General features: G+C 61.6%; 14 protein-coding genes. 13 read left to right on the forward strand and 1 reads right to left on the reverse strand.

What is annotated here, in order from left to right; all coding sequences use genetic code 11:
- Positions 1-61 precede the first annotated feature (61 nt).
- The 7 genes from grpE (at position 62) to greA (ending at position 10,082) form a co-directional block, all read left to right on the forward strand.
- The gene (gene grpE / locus IFU31_RS20330) at positions 62-628 is read left to right on the forward strand and encodes a nucleotide exchange factor GrpE (protein ID WP_122480198.1); all 567 of its coding nucleotides are present in this window, start codon (positions 62-64) and stop codon (positions 626-628) included.
- Positions 629-744: 116 nt separating this feature from the next.
- A complete protein-coding gene (gene dnaK / locus IFU31_RS20335) occupies positions 745-2,664 on the forward strand; it encodes a molecular chaperone DnaK (RefSeq protein ID WP_122480197.1) in 1,920 nt (639 codons plus the stop codon).
- Positions 2,665-2,851: 187 nt separating this feature from the next.
- Positions 2,852-3,979, forward strand: a complete 1,128-nt coding sequence (dnaJ, locus tag IFU31_RS20340; RefSeq protein WP_122480196.1) for a molecular chaperone DnaJ — start codon at positions 2,852-2,854, stop codon at positions 3,977-3,979.
- 17 nt (positions 3,980-3,996) lie between these two features.
- On the forward strand, positions 3,997-4,800 hold the full coding sequence (dapB, locus tag IFU31_RS20345; RefSeq protein ID WP_122480195.1) for a 4-hydroxy-tetrahydrodipicolinate reductase: 804 nt from the start codon (positions 3,997-3,999) through the stop codon (positions 4,798-4,800).
- 325 nt (positions 4,801-5,125) lie between these two features.
- Complete coding sequence (gene carA, locus IFU31_RS20350) at positions 5,126-6,262, forward strand: glutamine-hydrolyzing carbamoyl-phosphate synthase small subunit (protein WP_192059937.1); 1,137 nt, start codon at positions 5,126-5,128, stop codon at positions 6,260-6,262.
- 125 nt (positions 6,263-6,387) lie between these two features.
- The gene (gene carB, locus IFU31_RS20355; protein ID WP_122714823.1) at positions 6,388-9,609 is read left to right on the forward strand and encodes a carbamoyl-phosphate synthase large subunit; all 3,222 of its coding nucleotides are present in this window, start codon (positions 6,388-6,390) and stop codon (positions 9,607-9,609) included.
- On the forward strand, positions 9,606-10,082 hold the full coding sequence (greA, locus tag IFU31_RS20360) for a transcription elongation factor GreA (RefSeq protein WP_122480192.1): 477 nt from the start codon (positions 9,606-9,608) through the stop codon (positions 10,080-10,082). Before carB ends, greA begins: the two co-directional genes overlap by 4 nt.
- A gap of 139 nt (positions 10,083-10,221) precedes the next feature.
- Here the strand turns inward: greA and IFU31_RS20365 are convergent, their stop codons facing one another.
- Positions 10,222-10,530 (reverse strand): YhbY family RNA-binding protein, encoded by a 309-nt coding sequence (locus IFU31_RS20365; RefSeq protein ID WP_049858703.1) that lies wholly within the window; start codon positions 10,528-10,530, stop codon positions 10,222-10,224.
- Positions 10,531-10,630: 100 nt separating this feature from the next.
- Between IFU31_RS20365 and rlmE the strand changes: the two genes are divergently transcribed.
- From rlmE to secG, 6 genes are all read left to right on the forward strand, one after another.
- A complete protein-coding gene (gene rlmE, locus IFU31_RS20370) occupies positions 10,631-11,275 on the forward strand; it encodes a 23S rRNA (uridine(2552)-2'-O)-methyltransferase RlmE (RefSeq protein ID WP_122480191.1) in 645 nt (214 codons plus the stop codon).
- 197 nt (positions 11,276-11,472) lie between these two features.
- Complete coding sequence (gene ftsH, locus IFU31_RS20375) at positions 11,473-13,383, forward strand: ATP-dependent zinc metalloprotease FtsH (RefSeq protein ID WP_185795388.1); 1,911 nt, start codon at positions 11,473-11,475, stop codon at positions 13,381-13,383.
- A 36-nt stretch (positions 13,384-13,419) separates the two neighbouring features.
- Positions 13,420-14,271, forward strand: coding sequence for a dihydropteroate synthase (gene folP / locus IFU31_RS20380; protein ID WP_122480189.1), 852 nt, complete (start codon positions 13,420-13,422; stop codon positions 14,269-14,271).
- Between the two features lie 16 nt (positions 14,272-14,287).
- Positions 14,288-15,628, forward strand: coding sequence for a phosphoglucosamine mutase (gene glmM, locus IFU31_RS20385; RefSeq protein ID WP_122480188.1), 1,341 nt, complete (start codon positions 14,288-14,290; stop codon positions 15,626-15,628).
- Between the two features lie 66 nt (positions 15,629-15,694).
- Positions 15,695-16,450 carry a triose-phosphate isomerase gene (gene tpiA / locus IFU31_RS20390; protein WP_192056400.1) on the forward strand — a complete coding sequence of 252 codons (756 nt, stop codon included), beginning with the start codon at positions 15,695-15,697 and terminating at the stop codon, positions 16,448-16,450.
- A gap of 4 nt (positions 16,451-16,454) precedes the next feature.
- The gene (secG, locus tag IFU31_RS20395; protein ID WP_122480186.1) at positions 16,455-16,841 is read left to right on the forward strand and encodes a preprotein translocase subunit SecG; all 387 of its coding nucleotides are present in this window, start codon (positions 16,455-16,457) and stop codon (positions 16,839-16,841) included.
- The last annotated feature ends 13 nt before the right edge of the window (positions 16,842-16,854 follow it).

Genomic DNA, 16,854 nt, shown 5'->3' on the forward strand with positions numbered 1-16,854 from the left:
CCCCATATACCGGTCAGAAGCGCGAGTCGACCTCGCGGACGTTATCGAGAGGAGAGAACCAATGGCTGATGAACAGAATCTGGACGATCAGAATCTAGACGCTAATCAGGCTGCCAGCGCTGGCGCCGAAGACCTCACCGCGCGCGTGCAGTTGCTCGAAGAGCAGCTCGCCACCGCTCAGGACCAGTCGCTGCGTGTCGCGGCCGACCTGCAGAATGTTCGCCGCCGCGCCGATCAGGACGTGGAAAAGGCGCACAAGTTCGCCCTCGAGAAGTTCGCCGGCGACCTGCTGCCTGTGCTCGACAGCCTGGAGCGCGGCATCGAGCTGTCCAGTGCCGACGACGAAAGCATTCGTCCGATGCGCGAAGGTATGGAGCTGACCCTGAAAATGTTTCAGGACACCCTCAAGCGCTACAACCTGGAAGCCATCGACCCGCACGGCCAGCCATTCAACGCCGAGCATCACCAGGCCATGGCGATGCAGGAAAGCGCGGATGTCGAGCCCAACAGTGTCTTGAAGGTTTTCCAGAAGGGCTATCAGCTCAATGGACGCCTGCTGCGCCCGGCCATGGTCGTGGTCAGCAAGGCCGCCGCACCGGTTTCGCCTTCGATTGACGAGCAGGCTTGAAATCGGCCAAGTGGCCCCCATCTTAGTGTCAAGCGTTTAAGTGCTACCGCAGACAGCCACCACTGCTGCGGCAACCAAATCCAAAATTTTCGGGCCTTAGTGCCAGGAGAAGAAACATGGGCAAGATTATCGGTATCGACCTGGGGACCACCAACTCCTGCGTCTCCATTCTGGAAAACGGCAAGGCCAAGGTCATCGAGAACGCCGAAGGCGCTCGGACCACACCTTCGATCATCGCTTATGCCAACGACGGCGAAATTCTCGTCGGTCAGTCGGCCAAGCGTCAGGCCGTCACCAACCCGCATAACACGTTGTATGCAGTGAAGCGCCTGATCGGCCGTCGTTTCGCCGAAGACGTCGTGCAGAAAGACATCCAGATGGTCCCGTACAAAATTGTCGAAGCCGACAACAAGGACGCCTGGGTCGAAGTCAACGGCCAGAAAATGGCACCGCCGCAGATCTCGGCTGAAATCTTGAAAAAGATGAAGAAGACCGCCGAAGACTACCTCGGCGAAGCGGTCACCGAAGCGGTCATCACCGTGCCGGCCTACTTCAACGACAGCCAGCGTCAGGCCACCAAGGACGCCGGTCGTATCGCCGGTCTGGACGTCAAGCGCATCATCAACGAGCCGACTGCCGCTGCACTGGCATACGGCATGGACAAGGCCAAGGGCGACCACACCGTCATCGTTTATGACCTGGGTGGCGGTACCTTCGACGTGTCCGTGATCGAAATCGCCGAAGTTGATGGCGAGCACCAGTTCGAAGTGTTGGCCACCAACGGCGACACCTTCCTGGGTGGCGAAGACTTCGACATCCGCTTGATCGACTACCTCGTAGACGAATTCAAGAAAGAAAGCGGCATGAACCTCAAGGGTGACCCACTGGCGATGCAGCGCTTGAAAGAAGCCGCTGAGAAAGCCAAGATCGAGCTGTCCTCGAGCCAGTCGACCGACGTCAACCTGCCGTACATCACTGCAGACGCGACCGGTCCGAAGCACTTGAACGTGAAGATCTCCCGCGCCAAGCTGGAATCGCTGGTCGAAGACCTGGTTCAACGCACCATCGAGCCTTGCCGCATCGCCATGAAAGACGCCGGTATCGACGTTGGCGCGATCAACGACGTGATCCTGGTCGGCGGTCAGACCCGCATGCCGCTGGTTCAGAAGCTGGTCACCGACTTCTTCGGCAAAGAAGCCCGCAAGGACGTCAACCCTGACGAAGCCGTTGCCATGGGTGCTGCCATCCAAGGCGCCGTACTGGCCGGCGACGTGAAAGACGTGCTGCTGCTCGACGTCAGCCCGCTGACCCTGGGTATCGAAACCATGGGTGGCGTGATGACCGCGCTGATCGAGAAGAACACCACGATTCCTACCAAGAAGTCGCAGGTATTCTCGACGGCCGATGACAACCAGGGCGCCGTGACCATTCACGTCCTGCAGGGTGAGCGCAAGCAAGCCGCGCAGAACAAGTCGCTGGGCAAGTTCGACTTGGCCGAGATCCCGCCAGCTCCACGTGGCGTGCCGCAGATCGAAGTGACCTTCGACATCGACGCCAACGGCATCCTGCACGTCGGCGCGAAGGACAAGGCCACCGGCAAGACCCAGTCGATCGTGATCAAGGCCAACTCCGGTCTGTCCGAAGACGAAATTCAGCAGATGGTGCGTGACGCTGAAGTCAATGCCGAGGAAGACCGCAAGTTCGAAGAGCTGGCTGCTGCCCGCAACCAGGGTGATGCACTGGTGCACTCGACGCGCAAGATGGTCGCCGACGCCGGTGACAAGGTCACTGCCGACGAGAAGACTGCCATCGAAGCGGCCGTCGTGGCGCTGGAAGCTGCGGTCAAGGGCGACGACAAGGCTGCCATCGATGCCAAGGTCGAAGAGCTGTCCAAGGTCTCCGCTCCAGTGGCGCAGAAGATGTACGCCGACCAGGCCGAGAAGCCTGAAGGCGCTGCTGCCCAGCCAGCCGAAGAAGCCGGCAAGCACGACGACGTTGTCGATGCCGAGTTCGAAGAAGTCAAAGACAACAAGTAAACACTTGTTGGTCGGCCGGTTGACTGTGCTTGCACGGTGACTGGTAGGATGTCGCCGCGCGGGGGCTTGCTCCCGCGTTGGCGTGTCTGGAATACACGAATTTTAACAACATGCGACAGCGATCGGATGTTGGCGGCGCGGTCAGCGGCGCCCCTGCGTGCTGGCTCCCAAAAGAGTAAAAAGACTTATGGCAAAGCGTGACTATTACGAGGTTCTGGGGGTGGAGCGCGGCTCCAGCGAAGCAGATCTGAAGAAGGCCTATCGCCGCCTCGCGATGAAGCATCACCCGGATCGCAACCCCGACAGCAAGGAATCGGAAGAAGCCTTCAAAGAGGCCAACGAGGCCTATGAAGTGCTGTCCGATGCGAGCAAGCGCGCGGCGTACGACCAGTATGGTCATGCCGGCGTAGACCCGAGCATGGGGGGTGGTGGCCAGGGTTTCGGCGGCCAGAATTTCTCCGATATCTTCGGCGATGTGTTCAGCGATTTCTTCGGTGGCGGTCGCGGCGGCAATGGCCGCGGTGGCGCCCAGCGTGGCAGCGACCTGCGCTACACCCTCGAACTGAACCTGGAAGAAGCCGTGCGCGGCACCACGGTCAGCATCCGTGTGCCGACGCTGGTCAACTGCAAGCCCTGCGACGGCAGTGGCGCGAAGAAAGGCTCGGCGCCGATCACCTGCCCGACTTGTGGCGGTATCGGCCAGGTGCGTATGCAGCAGGGCTTCTTCTCGGTGCAGCAGACCTGCCCGCGCTGCCATGGCCAGGGCAAGATCATCTCTGACCCGTGCGATTCGTGCCATGGCGAAGGCCGTGTCGAAGAATACAAGACCCTCTCGGTCAAGGTGCCTTCGGGCGTCGACACCGGTGATCGCATTCGCCTGTCGGGTGAAGGCGAGGCGGGCATGCAGGGTGGCCCGACCGGCGACCTCTATGTGGTGATCAACGTGCGCGAGCACGCGATCTTCCAGCGCGACGGCAAGCATCTGTACTGCGAAGTGCCGATCAGCTTCACCGACGCGGCATTGGGCGGCGAGCTGGAAGTGCCGACCCTCGACGGTCGGGTCAAGCTGAAGATTCCGGAAGGCACCCAGACCGGCAAGCAGTTCCGTCTGCGCGGCAAGGGCGTTGCGCCCGTGCGCGGCGGCGGTGCCGGCGACCTGATGTGCCGGGTGGCGGTGGAAACGCCGGTCAACCTCGACCGTCGTCAGCGTGAGTTGCTGGAAGAATTCCGCACTTCGCTTGAGGGCAACGAATCCCATTCGCCGAAGGCCAATGGTTGGTTCGAGGGTGTGAAGCGTTTCTTCGGCGACCTGTAAGGCATAAGGATTCGAGCATGCGACGTATAGCTGTGATGGGCGCCGCCGGGCGCATGGGCAAGACCTTGATCGAAGCGGTCCAGCTGGCGCCCGGCGCCGGTTTGACGGCGGCGGTCGATCGGCCGGACAGCACGCTGGTGGGCGCCGATGCTGGCGAGCTGGCTGCGCTGGGGCGGATCGGCGTACCGCTGTCGGGCGACGTGGCCAAGGTGGCGGAGGAGTTCGATGTGTTGATCGACTTCACCCACCCAACGGTAACGCTGAAGAACCTGGCGTTCTGCCGCAAGGCGGGCAAGGCCATGGTCATCGGCACCACTGGTTTCAGTGCCGAAGAAAAGGCATTGCTGGCCGAGGCGGGCAAGGATATCCCCATCGTCTTCGCCGCCAACTTCAGTGTCGGCGTCAATCTGTGCCTGAAGTTGCTCGACACCGCTGCGCGCGTGTTGGGCGACGACGTCGATATCGAGATCATGGAAGCCCATCACCGGCACAAGGTCGATGCGCCCTCGGGCACGGCCGTGCGCATGGGCGAAGTGATTGCCAGCGCGTTGGGTCGCGATCTGAAAAAGGTGGCGGTGTACGGCCGTGAAGGTCAGACCGGCGCGCGCGAGCGCCAGACCATTGGTTTCGCCACCGTGCGCGCTGGCGACGTGGTGGGTGACCACACCGTGCTGTTCGCCGCTGACGGCGAGCGCGTCGAGATCACTCACAAGGCGTCCAGCCGCATGACGTTCGCCAAGGGAGCGGTACGCGCCGCCCTCTGGCTCGACGGTCGCGCCCCAGGCTTCTACGACATGCAGGACGTGCTGGACCTGCATTGACCCAGCTGTGCCAGGCTCGCTCCTCCCGTAGGAGCGGTCATCGGCCGCGAACCAGACGCCGCGGTCTTGCTGACACACCGCGGTGCCTATTCGCGGCCAATGACCGCTCCTACAGGGGAAGGCGCGCCAAAGTCGCATTCCCTCAAGTCCGCACCGCATTCGCGGTAGACCAAAACCCCTCTTTTCTGTAAGCTACAGCTTTAGTGTGTCCACTAAAAGCGCGCAGATAATTCGATGAAAAGAAGCGGGGTGACGTATCCATACGGCATTCCGCTTTTTTACAACCTGCGATCGCCCTTTCAGGCTTTATTTACGGGAGGTCTTCTTGACTAAGCCAGCCATACTCGCCCTTGCCGATGGCAGCATCTTTCGCGGCGAAGCCATTGGAGCCGACGGGCAAACCGTTGGAGAGGTGGTGTTCAACACCGCCATGACCGGCTATCAGGAAATCCTTACCGATCCTTCCTATGCCCAGCAAATCGTCACCCTGACCTACCCCCACATCGGCAACACCGGCACCACCCCGGAAGATGCCGAGTCCGATCGCGTCTGGGCCGCAGGCCTGGTGATCCGCGACCTGCCATTGGTGGCCAGCAACTGGCGTAACACCATGGCCCTGGACGACTACCTGAAAGCCAACAACGTGGTTGCCATCGCCGGCATCGACACCCGCCGCCTGACCCGCATCCTGCGAGAGAAAGGCGCGCAGAACGGCTGCATCATGGCCGGTGACGACATCAGCGAAGAGGCCGCCATCGCCGCCGCGCGCGCCTTCCCCGGCCTCAAGGGCATGGACCTGGCCAAGGAAGTCAGCACCAAGGACACCTACCAGTGGCGCTCCAGCGTCTGGGAACTGAAATCCGACAGCCACCCCGATAGGCCCAACAGCGAGCTGCCTTACCATGTGGTCGCCTACGACTACGGCGTCAAGGTCAACATCCTGCGCATGCTGGTCGAGCGCGGCTGCCACCTCACCGTGGTGCCTGCGCAAACCCCGGCCGCCGACGTGCTGGCGCTCAACCCCGATGGCGTGTTCCTGTCCAACGGCCCTGGCGATCCAGAGCCCTGCGACTACGCTATCCAGGCGATCAAGGAAGTGCTGCAGACCGAGATTCCGGTCTTCGGCATCTGCCTCGGCCACCAGTTGCTGGCCCTGGCTGCCGGCGCCAAGACCGTCAAGATGGGTCATGGTCACCACGGTGCCAACCACCCGGTGCAGGATGTCGACAGCGGCGTGGTGATGATCACCAGCCAGAACCACGGCTTCGCGGTAGATGAAGCGACGTTGCCGAGCAATGTCCGCGCGATCCACAAATCGCTGTTCGACGGCACCCTGCAGGGTATCGAGCTGACCGACAAGGCCGCGTTCAGCTTCCAGGGTCACCCTGAAGCCAGCCCCGGTCCGAACGACGTCTCGCCGCTGTTCGACCGCTTCATCGAATCGATGGCCAAGCGCCGCTGATCACTGTCGGACCCGTGTGTAACGCGCGCCCCGGCCGGCCCCGTCGAAGACGGACAGGCCGCCAGGGCGCCGCCCAATAAAGTTTAGGCGGGCAGCCGGCTGAACTGCGCAATTGAGTGAGAACCATGCCAAAACGTACAGACTTGAAAAGCATCCTGATTCTTGGCGCCGGCCCGATCGTCATCGGCCAGGCCTGCGAATTCGACTACTCCGGCGCCCAGGCCTGCAAGGCCCTGCGCGAGGAGGGTTACCGCGTCATCCTGGTCAACTCCAACCCGGCCACCATCATGACCGACCCGGACATGGCCGACGCCACCTACATCGAACCGATCAAGTGGCAGACCGTGGCCAAGATCATCGAGAAAGAGCGTCCGGACGCCGTATTGCCGACCATGGGTGGCCAGACTGCCCTGAACTGCGCCCTGGACCTGGAGCGCGAAGGCGTTCTGGCCAAGTTCGGCGTGGAAATGATCGGTGCCAATGCCGACACCATCGACAAGGCCGAAGACCGTTCGCGTTTCGACAAGGCCATGAAGTCCATCGGCCTGGCCTGCCCGCGTTCGGGTATTGCCCACAGCATGGAAGAAGCCAATGCCGTGCTGGAGAAGCTCGGCTTCCCGTGCATCATTCGTCCATCGTTCACCATGGGCGGTACCGGCGGCGGCATCGCCTACAACCGTGAAGAGTTCGAAGAGATCTGCGCCCGTGGCCTGGACCTGTCGCCAACCAAGGAACTGCTGATCGACGAATCGCTGATCGGTTGGAAAGAGTACGAGATGGAAGTGGTCCGCGACAAAAAGGACAACTGCATCATCGTCTGTTCCATCGAGAACTTCGACCCGATGGGCGTGCACACCGGTGACTCGATCACCGTCGCACCGGCGCAGACCCTGACCGACAAGGAATACCAGATCCTGCGCAACGCTTCGCTGGCAGTGCTGCGCGAGATCGGCGTGGAAACCGGTGGCTCCAACGTGCAGTTCGGTATCTGCCCGGACACCGGCCGCATGGTCGTCATCGAGATGAACCCGCGCGTGTCGCGTTCCTCGGCACTGGCTTCCAAGGCCACCGGCTTCCCGATCGCCAAGGTCGCGGCCAAGCTGGCCGTCGGCTACACCCTCGACGAACTGCAGAACGACATCACCGGCGGCAAGACCCCGGCGTCGTTCGAGCCGTCCATCGACTACGTCGTCACCAAGCTGCCACGCTTCGCCTTCGAGAAATTCCCGAAAGCGGACGCGCGCCTGACCACCCAGATGAAATCCGTGGGTGAAGTCATGGCCATCGGCCGGACCTTCCAGGAATCCCTGCAGAAAGCCCTGCGCGGCCTGGAAGTGGGCGTCAGTGGCCTGGACCCGAAAGTCGACCTGAGCAGCCCCGAAGCCAACGGCATCCTCAAGCGCGAACTGACCGTGCCGGGCGCCGAGCGCATCTGGTACGTCGCCGACGCCATGCGCGCCGGCATGAGCGTGGACGACATTTTCGCCCTGACCATGATCGACCGCTGGTTCCTGGTGCAGATGGAAGACCTGATCAAGGAAGAAGAGAAGGTCAAGACCCTGGGTCTGGCCGATATCGACAAGGCCTTGATGTTCCGCCTCAAGCGCAAGGGTTTCTCCGACCAGCGCCTGGCCAAGCTGCTGGGCATCACCGACAAGAATCTGCGTCGTCACCGCCACAAGCTGGACGTGTTCCCGGTCTACAAGCGCGTCGACACCTGCGCCGCCGAGTTCGCCACCGACACCGCCTACCTGTACTCCACGTACGAGGAAGAGTGCGAGGCCAACCCGACCGACCGCGACAAGATCATGATCCTGGGCGGTGGCCCGAACCGTATCGGCCAAGGCATCGAGTTCGACTACTGCTGCGTTCACGCAGCCCTGGCCCTGCGCGCCGACGGGTACGAGACCATCATGGTCAACTGCAACCCGGAAACCGTGTCCACCGACTACGACACCTCCGATCGCCTGTACTTCGAGCCACTGACGCTCGAAGACGTGCTGGAAATCGTGCGCGTCGAGAAGCCTAAGGGTGTCATCGTCCAGTACGGCGGCCAGACCCCGCTGAAACTGGCCCGCGCCCTGGAAGAGGCCGGCGTGCCGATCATCGGCACCAGCCCTGATTCCATCGACCGCGCCGAAGACCGCGAGCGTTTCCAGCAGATGGTCCAGCGCCTGAACCTGCTGCAGCCGCCGAACGCGACCGTGCGCAGCGAAGAAGAAGCCATTCGCGCCGCTGGCGTGATCGGCTACCCGCTGGTCGTGCGCCCGTCGTACGTACTGGGCGGCCGCGCCATGGAGATCGTCTACGAACTCGACGAGCTCAAGCGCTACCTGCGTGAAGCCGTACAGGTGTCCAACGACAGCCCGGTACTGCTCGACCACTTCCTCAACTGCGCCATCGAGATGGACGTGGATGCGGTGTGCGACGGCACCGACGTGGTCATCGGCGCGATCATGCAGCACATCGAGCAGGCCGGTGTTCACTCCGGTGACTCGGCCTGCTCGCTGCCGCCGTACTCGCTGCCGGCCCACGTCCAGGACGAAGTGCGCGAGCAGGTCAAGAAGATGGCCCTGGAACTGGGTGTCATCGGCTTGATGAACGTGCAGCTGGCGCTGCAGGGCGACAAGATCTACGTGATCGAAGTCAACCCGCGTGCCTCGCGTACCGTACCGTTCGTGTCCAAGTGCATCGGCACCTCGCTGGCGATGATTGCCGCGCGCGTCATGGCCGGCAAGACCCTGAAGGAAATCGGCTTCACCAAGGAAATCATTCCCAACTTCTACAGCGTCAAGGAAGCGGTGTTCCCGTTCGCCAAGTTCCCTGGCGTCGACCCGATCCTTGGCCCGGAAATGAAATCCACGGGTGAAGTGATGGGTGTCGGCGACACCTTCGGCGAAGCCTTCGCCAAGGCGCAGATGGGCGCCAGCGAAGTGCTGCCGACCGGCGGCACGGCCTTCATCAGCGTGCGTGACGACGACAAGCCGCTGGTGGCTGGCGTGGCCCGCGACCTGATCGCACTGGGCTTCGAAGTGGTCGCCACCGCAGGCACCGCACGCGTCATCGAAGCAGCCGGTTTGAAGGTACGTCGCGTCAACAAGGTGACCGAAGGTCGCCCGCACGTGGTCGACATGATCAAGAACGACGAAGTCACCTTGATCATCAACACCACCGAAGGCCGTCAGTCGATCGCCGATTCTTACTCGATCCGTCGCAACGCCTTGCAGCACAAGATCTACTGCACCACGACCATTGCCGCTGGCGAAGCGATCTGTGAAGCGCTCAAGTTCGGTCCTGAAAAGACCGTGCGCCGTTTGCAGGATCTCCACGCAGGACTCAACGCATGATCAAGTACCCAATGACCGTCCAGGGCCATCGTGCCCTGGAGGAAGAGCACGAAAAACTCAGCAAGGTCGAGCGTCCGCGCCTGAGCCAGGCCATCGGTGAGGCGCGCGAGCTGGGCGACCTCAAGGAAAACGCCGAATACCATGCGGCCCGCGAAGAGCAGGGCATGGTCGAGGCGCGTATCCGTGACATCGAGGGGCGTTTGCAGAACGCCGTGGTAATCGACGTCACCACGATTCCGAAAACCGGCAAGGTGATTTTCGGCACGACCGTGGAAATCGCCAATGTCGAAACCGACGAGCGCGTGAAGTACAAGATCGTCGGTGAGGACGAAGCCGATATCAAGGGTGGCAAGCTGTCCCATGGCTCGCCCATCGCACGTGCCCTCATCGCCAAGGAAGAAGGCGACGTGGTCACGGTGAAAACCCCCGGCGGCGTGATCGAGTACGAGATCGTCGAAGTCGCCCACGTTTGATCGACTGCCGTGGCGGCGCGTGAGCGCCGCCATCTGGCAGCTGTGGTGCTACCAGCTGTTGGGCGTTAGCCTGGTGTTGGTAGGGCAGCCGGGCCCCTCGGCGGCGCGCAGGGCGCGACCTCGAGGGTCGGCCCGGGCATCAGCGAAAGCGATGCACGTTCGACAGTTGCTTGTTCACTTGCGGGTTCTTGCGGTAAACCAGGGCCATCTTGCCGATGACCTGGACCAGATCGGCACGGCCGACCTTGCACAATTCGGCAACGGCTTGCAGGCGCTGTTCGCGGTCGAGGATGTTGAGTTTGATCTTGATCAGCTCGTGATCGCTCAAGGCGCGTTCGAATTCTGCTAAAACACCTTCAGTCAAACCATTGTCGGCAACCATCAAAACCGGCTTCAGATGGTGACCAATCGATTTGTACTGTTTCTTCTGCTCTTGAGTGAGCGGCATAATCTGACCCTTCATCTGATCTTGTAAAAAGCGGCGGCCAGTTTACCCGAGCGCCCTCGGCTCCGCCCAGTTAATCACGACCCGTTATTCGAGGTGCCCCGTGGCCCGTTCCAAGACAAGCCTCAATTGGCTGAAAGAACACTTCAACGATCCCTACGTCAAGATGGCGCAGAAAGACGGGTATCGTTCGCGTGCAAGCTACAAGCTGCTGGAAATACAGGAGCGCGACCGCCTGATCCGCCCCGGCATGAGTGTCATCGACCTGGGCGCCGCGCCTGGCGGATGGTCCCAGGTGACCAGTCGTCTGATTGGTGGCCAGGGCCGACTCATCGCGTCCGATATCCTGGAAATGGACAGCATCCCCGATGTCACCTTCATTCAGGGCGACTTCACCGAGGATGCAGTGCTCGCGCAGATCCTCGAGGCCGTCGGTAATTCGCAGGTCGACCTTGTGATTTCCGATATGGCCCCCAATATGAGTGGACTGGCCGCAGTCGACATGCCGCGTGCAATGTTCCTCTGCGAGCTGGCGCTCGACCTGGCCAGCCGGGTCCTGCGTCCGGGCGGTGATTTCCTGATCAAGGTCTTCCAGGGTGAAGGCTTCGACGTGTATCACAAGACCGTTCGGCAGATGTTCGAGAAAGTGCAGATGCGCAAGCCTTCCTCGTCCCGTGACCGCTCACGCGAGCAGTACTTGCTGGGCCGTGGTTTCAAGGGCGCGGAAAAGCCGGACCATGAGGTCTGAGGCTGTCGATAGCTTTTATTAAATGGCGCGGCATGCTGAGCATAAACGAAGATTACGCAGTCAAAGTTTCACAAAAGGTTACAGACGCCGCCTGCGGAGCCGTAGGCAATGTAGTAAGTTTGGCCGGTGAACATCATGCGAAGCACGCCTGCGCGGGTTGCGGGTAGCAGGCTTCAGAGGGTAGCGAATTGAACGATATGGCAAAGAATCTGATCCTGTGGTTGATCATCGCCGCCGTCCTGGTGACGGTCATGAACAACTTCTCCAGCCCCAATGAGCCGCAGACCCTCAACTATTCCGACTTCATCCAGCAGGTGAAGGACGGCAAGGTCGAGCGCGTTGCCGTGGATGGCTATGTCATCACCGGCAAGCGTACCGATGGCGATGCCTTCAAGACCATCCGGCCTGCCATTCAGGACAATGGCCTGATCGGCGACCTGGTGGACAACAAGGTCGTGGTCGAGGGCAAGCAGCCTGAACAGCAAAGCATCTGGACCCAGCTTCTGGTGGCCAGCTTCCCGATCCTGGTGATCATTGCGGTGTTCATGTTCTTCATGCGCCAGATGCAGGGCGGGGCGGGTGGCAAGGGCGGCCCGATGAGCTTCGGCAAGAGCAAGGCGCGCCTGCTCTCCGAAGACCAGGTCAAGACCACCCTGGCCGACGTGGCCGGTTGCGACGAAGCGAAGGAGGAAGTCGGCGAGCTGGTCGAGTTCCTGCGCGATCCAGGCAAGTTCCAGCGCCTGGGCGGTCGCATCCCCCGCGGCGTGCTGATGGTCGGCCCGCCCGGTACGGGTAAGACGCTGCTGGCCAAGGCCATTGCCGGCGAAGCCAAGGTACCGTTCTTCACCATTTCCGGTTCGGACTTCGTCGAGATGTTCGTCGGTGTCGGTGCGAGCCGTGTACGTGACATGTTCGAACAGGCGAAGAAGCACGCGCCTTGCATCATCTTCATCGACGAAATCGATGCCGTGGGTCGCCATCGTGGCGGCGGCATGGGCGGTGGTCACGACGAGCGCGAGCAGACGCTCAACCAGTTGCTGGTCGAAATGGACGGCTTCGAAATGAATGACGGCATCATCGTCATTGCCGCGACCAACCGTCCGGACGTGCTCGACGCTGCGCTGCTGCGCCCTGGCCGTTTCGACCGTCAGGTCGTGGTGGGCCTGCCGGATATCCGCGGTCGCGAGCAGATCCTCAAGGTTCACATGAAGAAAGCGCCCTTGGGCGACGACGTGAACCCTGCGGTCATCGCTCGCGGTACACCGGGTTTCTCCGGTGCCGATCTGGCCAACCTGGTCAACGAAGCGTCGCTGTTCGCTGCCCGCAATGGCAAGCGCCTTGTCGAGATGAAGGAATTCGAGCTCGCCAAGGACAAGATCATGATGGGCGCCGAGCGCAAAAACATGGTCATGTCCGAGAAAGAGAAGCAGAACACGGCTTACCATGAAGCGGGCCATGCCATCGTCGGTCGCGTCGTGCCCGAGCACGACCCGGTCTACAAGGTCTCGATCATCCCGCGCGGTCGCGCGCTGGGTGTGACCATGTTCTTGCCTGAAGAAGATCGCTACAGCCTCTCCAAGCGCGCCCTGATCAGTCAGATCTGCTCGCTGTACGGGGGGCGCATTGCCGAGGAAATGACGCTGGGCTTCGATGGCGTTACCACCGGTGCGTCCAACGACATCATGCGTGCCAGCCAGATCGCTCGGAACATGGTCACCAAGTGGGGCCTGTCCGAGAAGCTCGGGCCGCTGCTCTATGCGGAAGACGAAGACCAGGGTTACCTGGGTCGTGGCGGCGGCGGTGGTGCGGCAGCAGTGTCGGGCGAGACTGCCAAGGTCATTGACTCCGAAGTGCGCAGCATCATCGACCAGTGCTACGGCACGGCCAGGCAGATCCTCACGGACAACCGTGACAAGCTGGATGCAATGGCGGACGCGCTGATGAAGTACGAGACGATCGATGCCGATCAGATCGACGACATCATGGCAGGCCGCACACCGCGTGAGCCTCGCGATTGGTCCGGCGGTGGGTCGGGTTCGTCGGGCACGACCATCGCCCCGGATCCACGTCCTGAAACACCCATCGGTGGGCCAGCGGCCGAGGTCTGATACAGACGCCTCAACGCTCGATACCTAAGGTTTGACATGACCCCTTCGCAATACCCCACTCGGTTGCCTTGCGGCAACCGAGTTCTCGATCTGGCCCAGACGCATGTCATGGGCATTCTCAATATCACTCCCGACTCCTTTTCCGACGGTGGCCGCTTCAACCAGCGCGATCTGGCCCTGCGCCATGCGCAGGCGATGGTCGATGCCGGCGCAACCCTGATCGACATCGGTGGCGAATCGACACGCCCCGGCGCTCGTGCGGTGTCTGCGGTGGAAGAGCTTGAGCGTGTCGCCCCTCTGGTGGAGGCGATCAACCGCGAGCTGGATGTGATCATTTCAGTGGACACCTCCACGCCGGCAGTCATGCGCGAAAGTGCACGGCTCGGCGCCGGTTTGATCAACGACGTGCGCGCGCTGCGCCGCGACGGCGCACTGGACGCCGCTGCGGCCACCGGCCTTCCGGTGTGTCTGATGCACATGGTGGGCGAGCCAGGCACCATGCAGGACCATCCCCACTACGACGACCTGCTGGGCGAGGTGGCGGGCTTTCTGTCCGAACGCATGCACGCCTGTGCTTCGGTCGGCATCCCTGCAGAGCGTATACTGCTCGACCCAGGCTTCGGTTTCGCCAAGTCGCATGCGCACAACCTCAGCCTGTTCAAGCATATGCAGGCGCTGCATGCGCTTGGGCGGCCCTTGCTGGTAGGTGTTTCGCGCAAGAGCATGGTCGGGTTGGCCCTGAACAAGCCAGTGGCCGAGCGCCTCAATGGCAGCTTGGCCCTGGCGGCCTTGGCGATGACCAAGGGTGCGAAGATCTTGCGCGTCCACGATGTGGCCGAAACGATTGATGTCGTTCGGATGATCGCCGCCGTTGAAGCGGCCGAATAAGAATTACGGAGTACTTATGAGCAGGAAATATTTTGGCACCGACGGCATTCGTGGTCGTGTCGGCGAGTACCCGATTACCCCTGATTTCATGCTCAAGCTGGGCTGGGCGGCCGGCATGGCGTTCCGCAAGATGGGCGCGTGCCGCGTGCTGGTCGGCAAGGACACGCGGATTTCTGGTTACATGTTCGAGTCGGCGCTGGAGGCCGGCCTGTCCGCGGCCGGCGCCGACGTCCTGTTGCTCGGCCCGATGCCCACGCCCGCCATCGCCTACCTGACGCGTACGTTCCATGCCGAGGCCGGGATCGTCATCAGTGCATCGCACAACCCGCACGATGACAACGGCATCAAGTTCTTCTCCGGCCAGGGCACCAAGCTGCCCGACGAAGTCGAGTCGATGATCGAGGAGCTCATGGATGCGCCGATGACGGTGGCCGAATCCAGCAAGCTGGGCAAGGTTTCGCGCATCAACGACGCCGCTGGCCGCTACATCGAGTTCTGCAAGAGCAGTGTGCCCACCACCACCGACTTCGCCGGCCTCAAGCTGGTGATCGATTGTGCCCATGGCGCCACCTACAAGGTCGCACCCAACGTGTTTCGTGAGCTGGGGGCACAGGTCACCGTGCTGTCTGCCGCGCCCGATGGCCTGAACATCAACGACAACTGCGGCTCGACCCACATGGAAGCGTTGCAGGCTGCCGTGCTGATAGGCCATGCCGACCTGGGCATCGCCTTCGACGGGGACGGTGACCGCGTATTGATGGTCGACCATACGGGCGCCATCGTCGATGGCGACGACTTGCTGTTCATCATCGCCCGCGATCTCCACGAGCGCGGCAAGCTGCACGGCGGCGTGGTCGGTACCCTGATGAGCAACCTGGGCCTGGAACTGGCCTTCCAGGACCTGTCCATCCCATTCGTTCGCGCCAGCGTCGGCGACCGCTACGTGATGGCCGAGCTCAAGGAGCGTGACTGGCAATTGGGTGGCGAGAATTCGGGCCACATCGTCTGCTGCCATCACACCACCACGGGCGATGCGATCATCGCTGCGCTGCAGGTGCTGCTGGCCCTCAAGCGCCGTGACGAAACCCTTGCACACGCCCGTCAGGGGCTGCGCAAGTGTCCTCAGGTATTGGTCAACGTGCGCTTTGCCGGCGGCGACGTCAATCCGGTCGAGCACCCCTCGGTCAAGGAAGCCTGCGCGCGGGTGACCGAGGCCATGGGTGGTCGCGGGCGCGTGCTGTTGCGCAAGTCCGGAACCGAGCCGCTGGTGCGGGTAATGGTCGAAGGCGACGACGAAAAAGTCGTGCGTGGCTACGCCGATGAGCTTGCCAGGCTGGTGAGTGAAGTTTGCGCCTGAATACGGCTTGCCAGTGAACGTTGCGTTGGGTAACATCTGCGCCCACTTTGATCGACGAGGTACAGCATGCGTCGCCCCATGGTAGCTGGTAACTGGAAAATGCACGGTACCCGCGCCAGCGTCGCCGAGCTGATCAAGGGTCTGTCCGAACAGTCCTTGTCCGACTCTGTCGAGGTTGCGGTGTTCCCGCCCCTGTTGTTCGTCGACCGTGTGGTCGAGGGTCTGCAGGGCAGCCATATCGCTGTCGGTGCGCAGAACTGCGCGGTTCAGGCCGAGCAAGGTGCATTGACCGGCGAAACCGCCTCGAGCCAATTGGTCGATGCCGGTTGTTCGCTGGTTCTGATCGGTCACTCCGAGCGTCGCCAGGTCATCGGCGAAGGCGAGCAGCAACTGATCGAGAAATTCCGCGCCGCGCAAGCGGCCGGCCTGACGCCAGTGCTTTGCATGGGGGAAACCCTTGAAGAGCGCGAAGCCGGTCAGACTTTGGAAATTGTAGGTCGTCAGCTGGGCAGCGTCATTGCAGCCTTGGGTATCGAAGCTTTCACCCATGCGGTGATTGCCTACGAGCCGGTCTGGGCCATTGGCACCGGGCTGACTGCCACGCCGCAACAGGCTCAGGATGTGCACGCCGCCATCCGCGCTCAGTTGACGGCAGAAGATGCCAAGGTCGCACAAGCTGTGCGGCTGTTGTACGGCGGTAGCGTCAAAGCGGCCAATGCGGCCGAACTGTTCGGCATGCCGGATATCGATGGGGGCCTCATTGGTGGTGCTTCCCTGAATGCAGATGATTTCGGTGCGATCTGTCGCGCCGCGGGAAACTGAGAAAATGCTGGAAACAGTCGTAGTCGTTCTTCATCTGTTGGGTGCACTGAGCGTTGTCGCTCTGGTTTTGCTGCAACAGGGTAAAGGTGCGGACGCTGGCGCGTCATTCGGGGCAGGTGCATCAAATACTGTCTTCGGAAGCCAAGGTTCCTCTACCTTTCTTAGTAAGTTTACTGCTATACTTGCCGCCTGTTTCTTCATAACCAGCTTGGGTTTAGGTTACTTTGCTAAAGAGAAAGCTCAACAGCTGACTCAAGTAGGTTTGCCAGATCCAGCGGTCATCGAAGCACCTAGGCAGAAGCCGGCAGCAGATGATGTTCCGGTGCTCCAAGAGCAAAAGACCGACGTAGCTCCTGCTACCGACGTTCCTCAGGCTCAAGGGCAAAAGTGATACTCGCAAGAGT

The organism is Pseudomonas sp. CFBP 13602, assembly GCF_014842725.1.
GTDB lineage: Bacteria > Pseudomonadota > Gammaproteobacteria > Pseudomonadales > Pseudomonadaceae > Aquipseudomonas > Aquipseudomonas baltica.

What these genes read in the sequence shown, in the direction of transcription:
- grpE (WP_122480198.1), top strand. Translation starts at nt 62, where the DNA reads ATGGCTGATGAACAGAATCTGGACGATCAGAATCTAGACGCTAATCAG.
- dnaK (WP_122480197.1), top strand. Translation starts at nt 745, where the DNA reads ATGGGCAAGATTATCGGTATCGACCTGGGGACCACCAACTCCTGCGTC.
- dnaJ (WP_122480196.1), top strand. Translation starts at nt 2,852, where the DNA reads ATGGCAAAGCGTGACTATTACGAGGTTCTGGGGGTGGAGCGCGGCTCC.
- dapB (WP_122480195.1), top strand. Translation starts at nt 3,997, where the DNA reads ATGCGACGTATAGCTGTGATGGGCGCCGCCGGGCGCATGGGCAAGACC.
- carB (WP_122714823.1), top strand. Translation starts at nt 6,388, where the DNA reads ATGCCAAAACGTACAGACTTGAAAAGCATCCTGATTCTTGGCGCCGGC.
- greA (WP_122480192.1), top strand. Translation starts at nt 9,606, where the DNA reads ATGATCAAGTACCCAATGACCGTCCAGGGCCATCGTGCCCTGGAGGAA.
- IFU31_RS20365 (WP_049858703.1), bottom strand. Translation starts at nt 10,530, where the DNA reads ATGCCGCTCACTCAAGAGCAGAAGAAACAGTACAAATCGATTGGTCAC.
- ftsH (WP_185795388.1), top strand. Translation starts at nt 11,473, where the DNA reads ATGGCAAAGAATCTGATCCTGTGGTTGATCATCGCCGCCGTCCTGGTG.
- folP (WP_122480189.1), top strand. Translation starts at nt 13,420, where the DNA reads ATGACCCCTTCGCAATACCCCACTCGGTTGCCTTGCGGCAACCGAGTT.
- glmM (WP_122480188.1), top strand. Translation starts at nt 14,288, where the DNA reads ATGAGCAGGAAATATTTTGGCACCGACGGCATTCGTGGTCGTGTCGGC.
- tpiA (WP_192056400.1), top strand. Translation starts at nt 15,695, where the DNA reads ATGCGTCGCCCCATGGTAGCTGGTAACTGGAAAATGCACGGTACCCGC.
- secG (WP_122480186.1), top strand. Translation starts at nt 16,455, where the DNA reads ATGCTGGAAACAGTCGTAGTCGTTCTTCATCTGTTGGGTGCACTGAGC.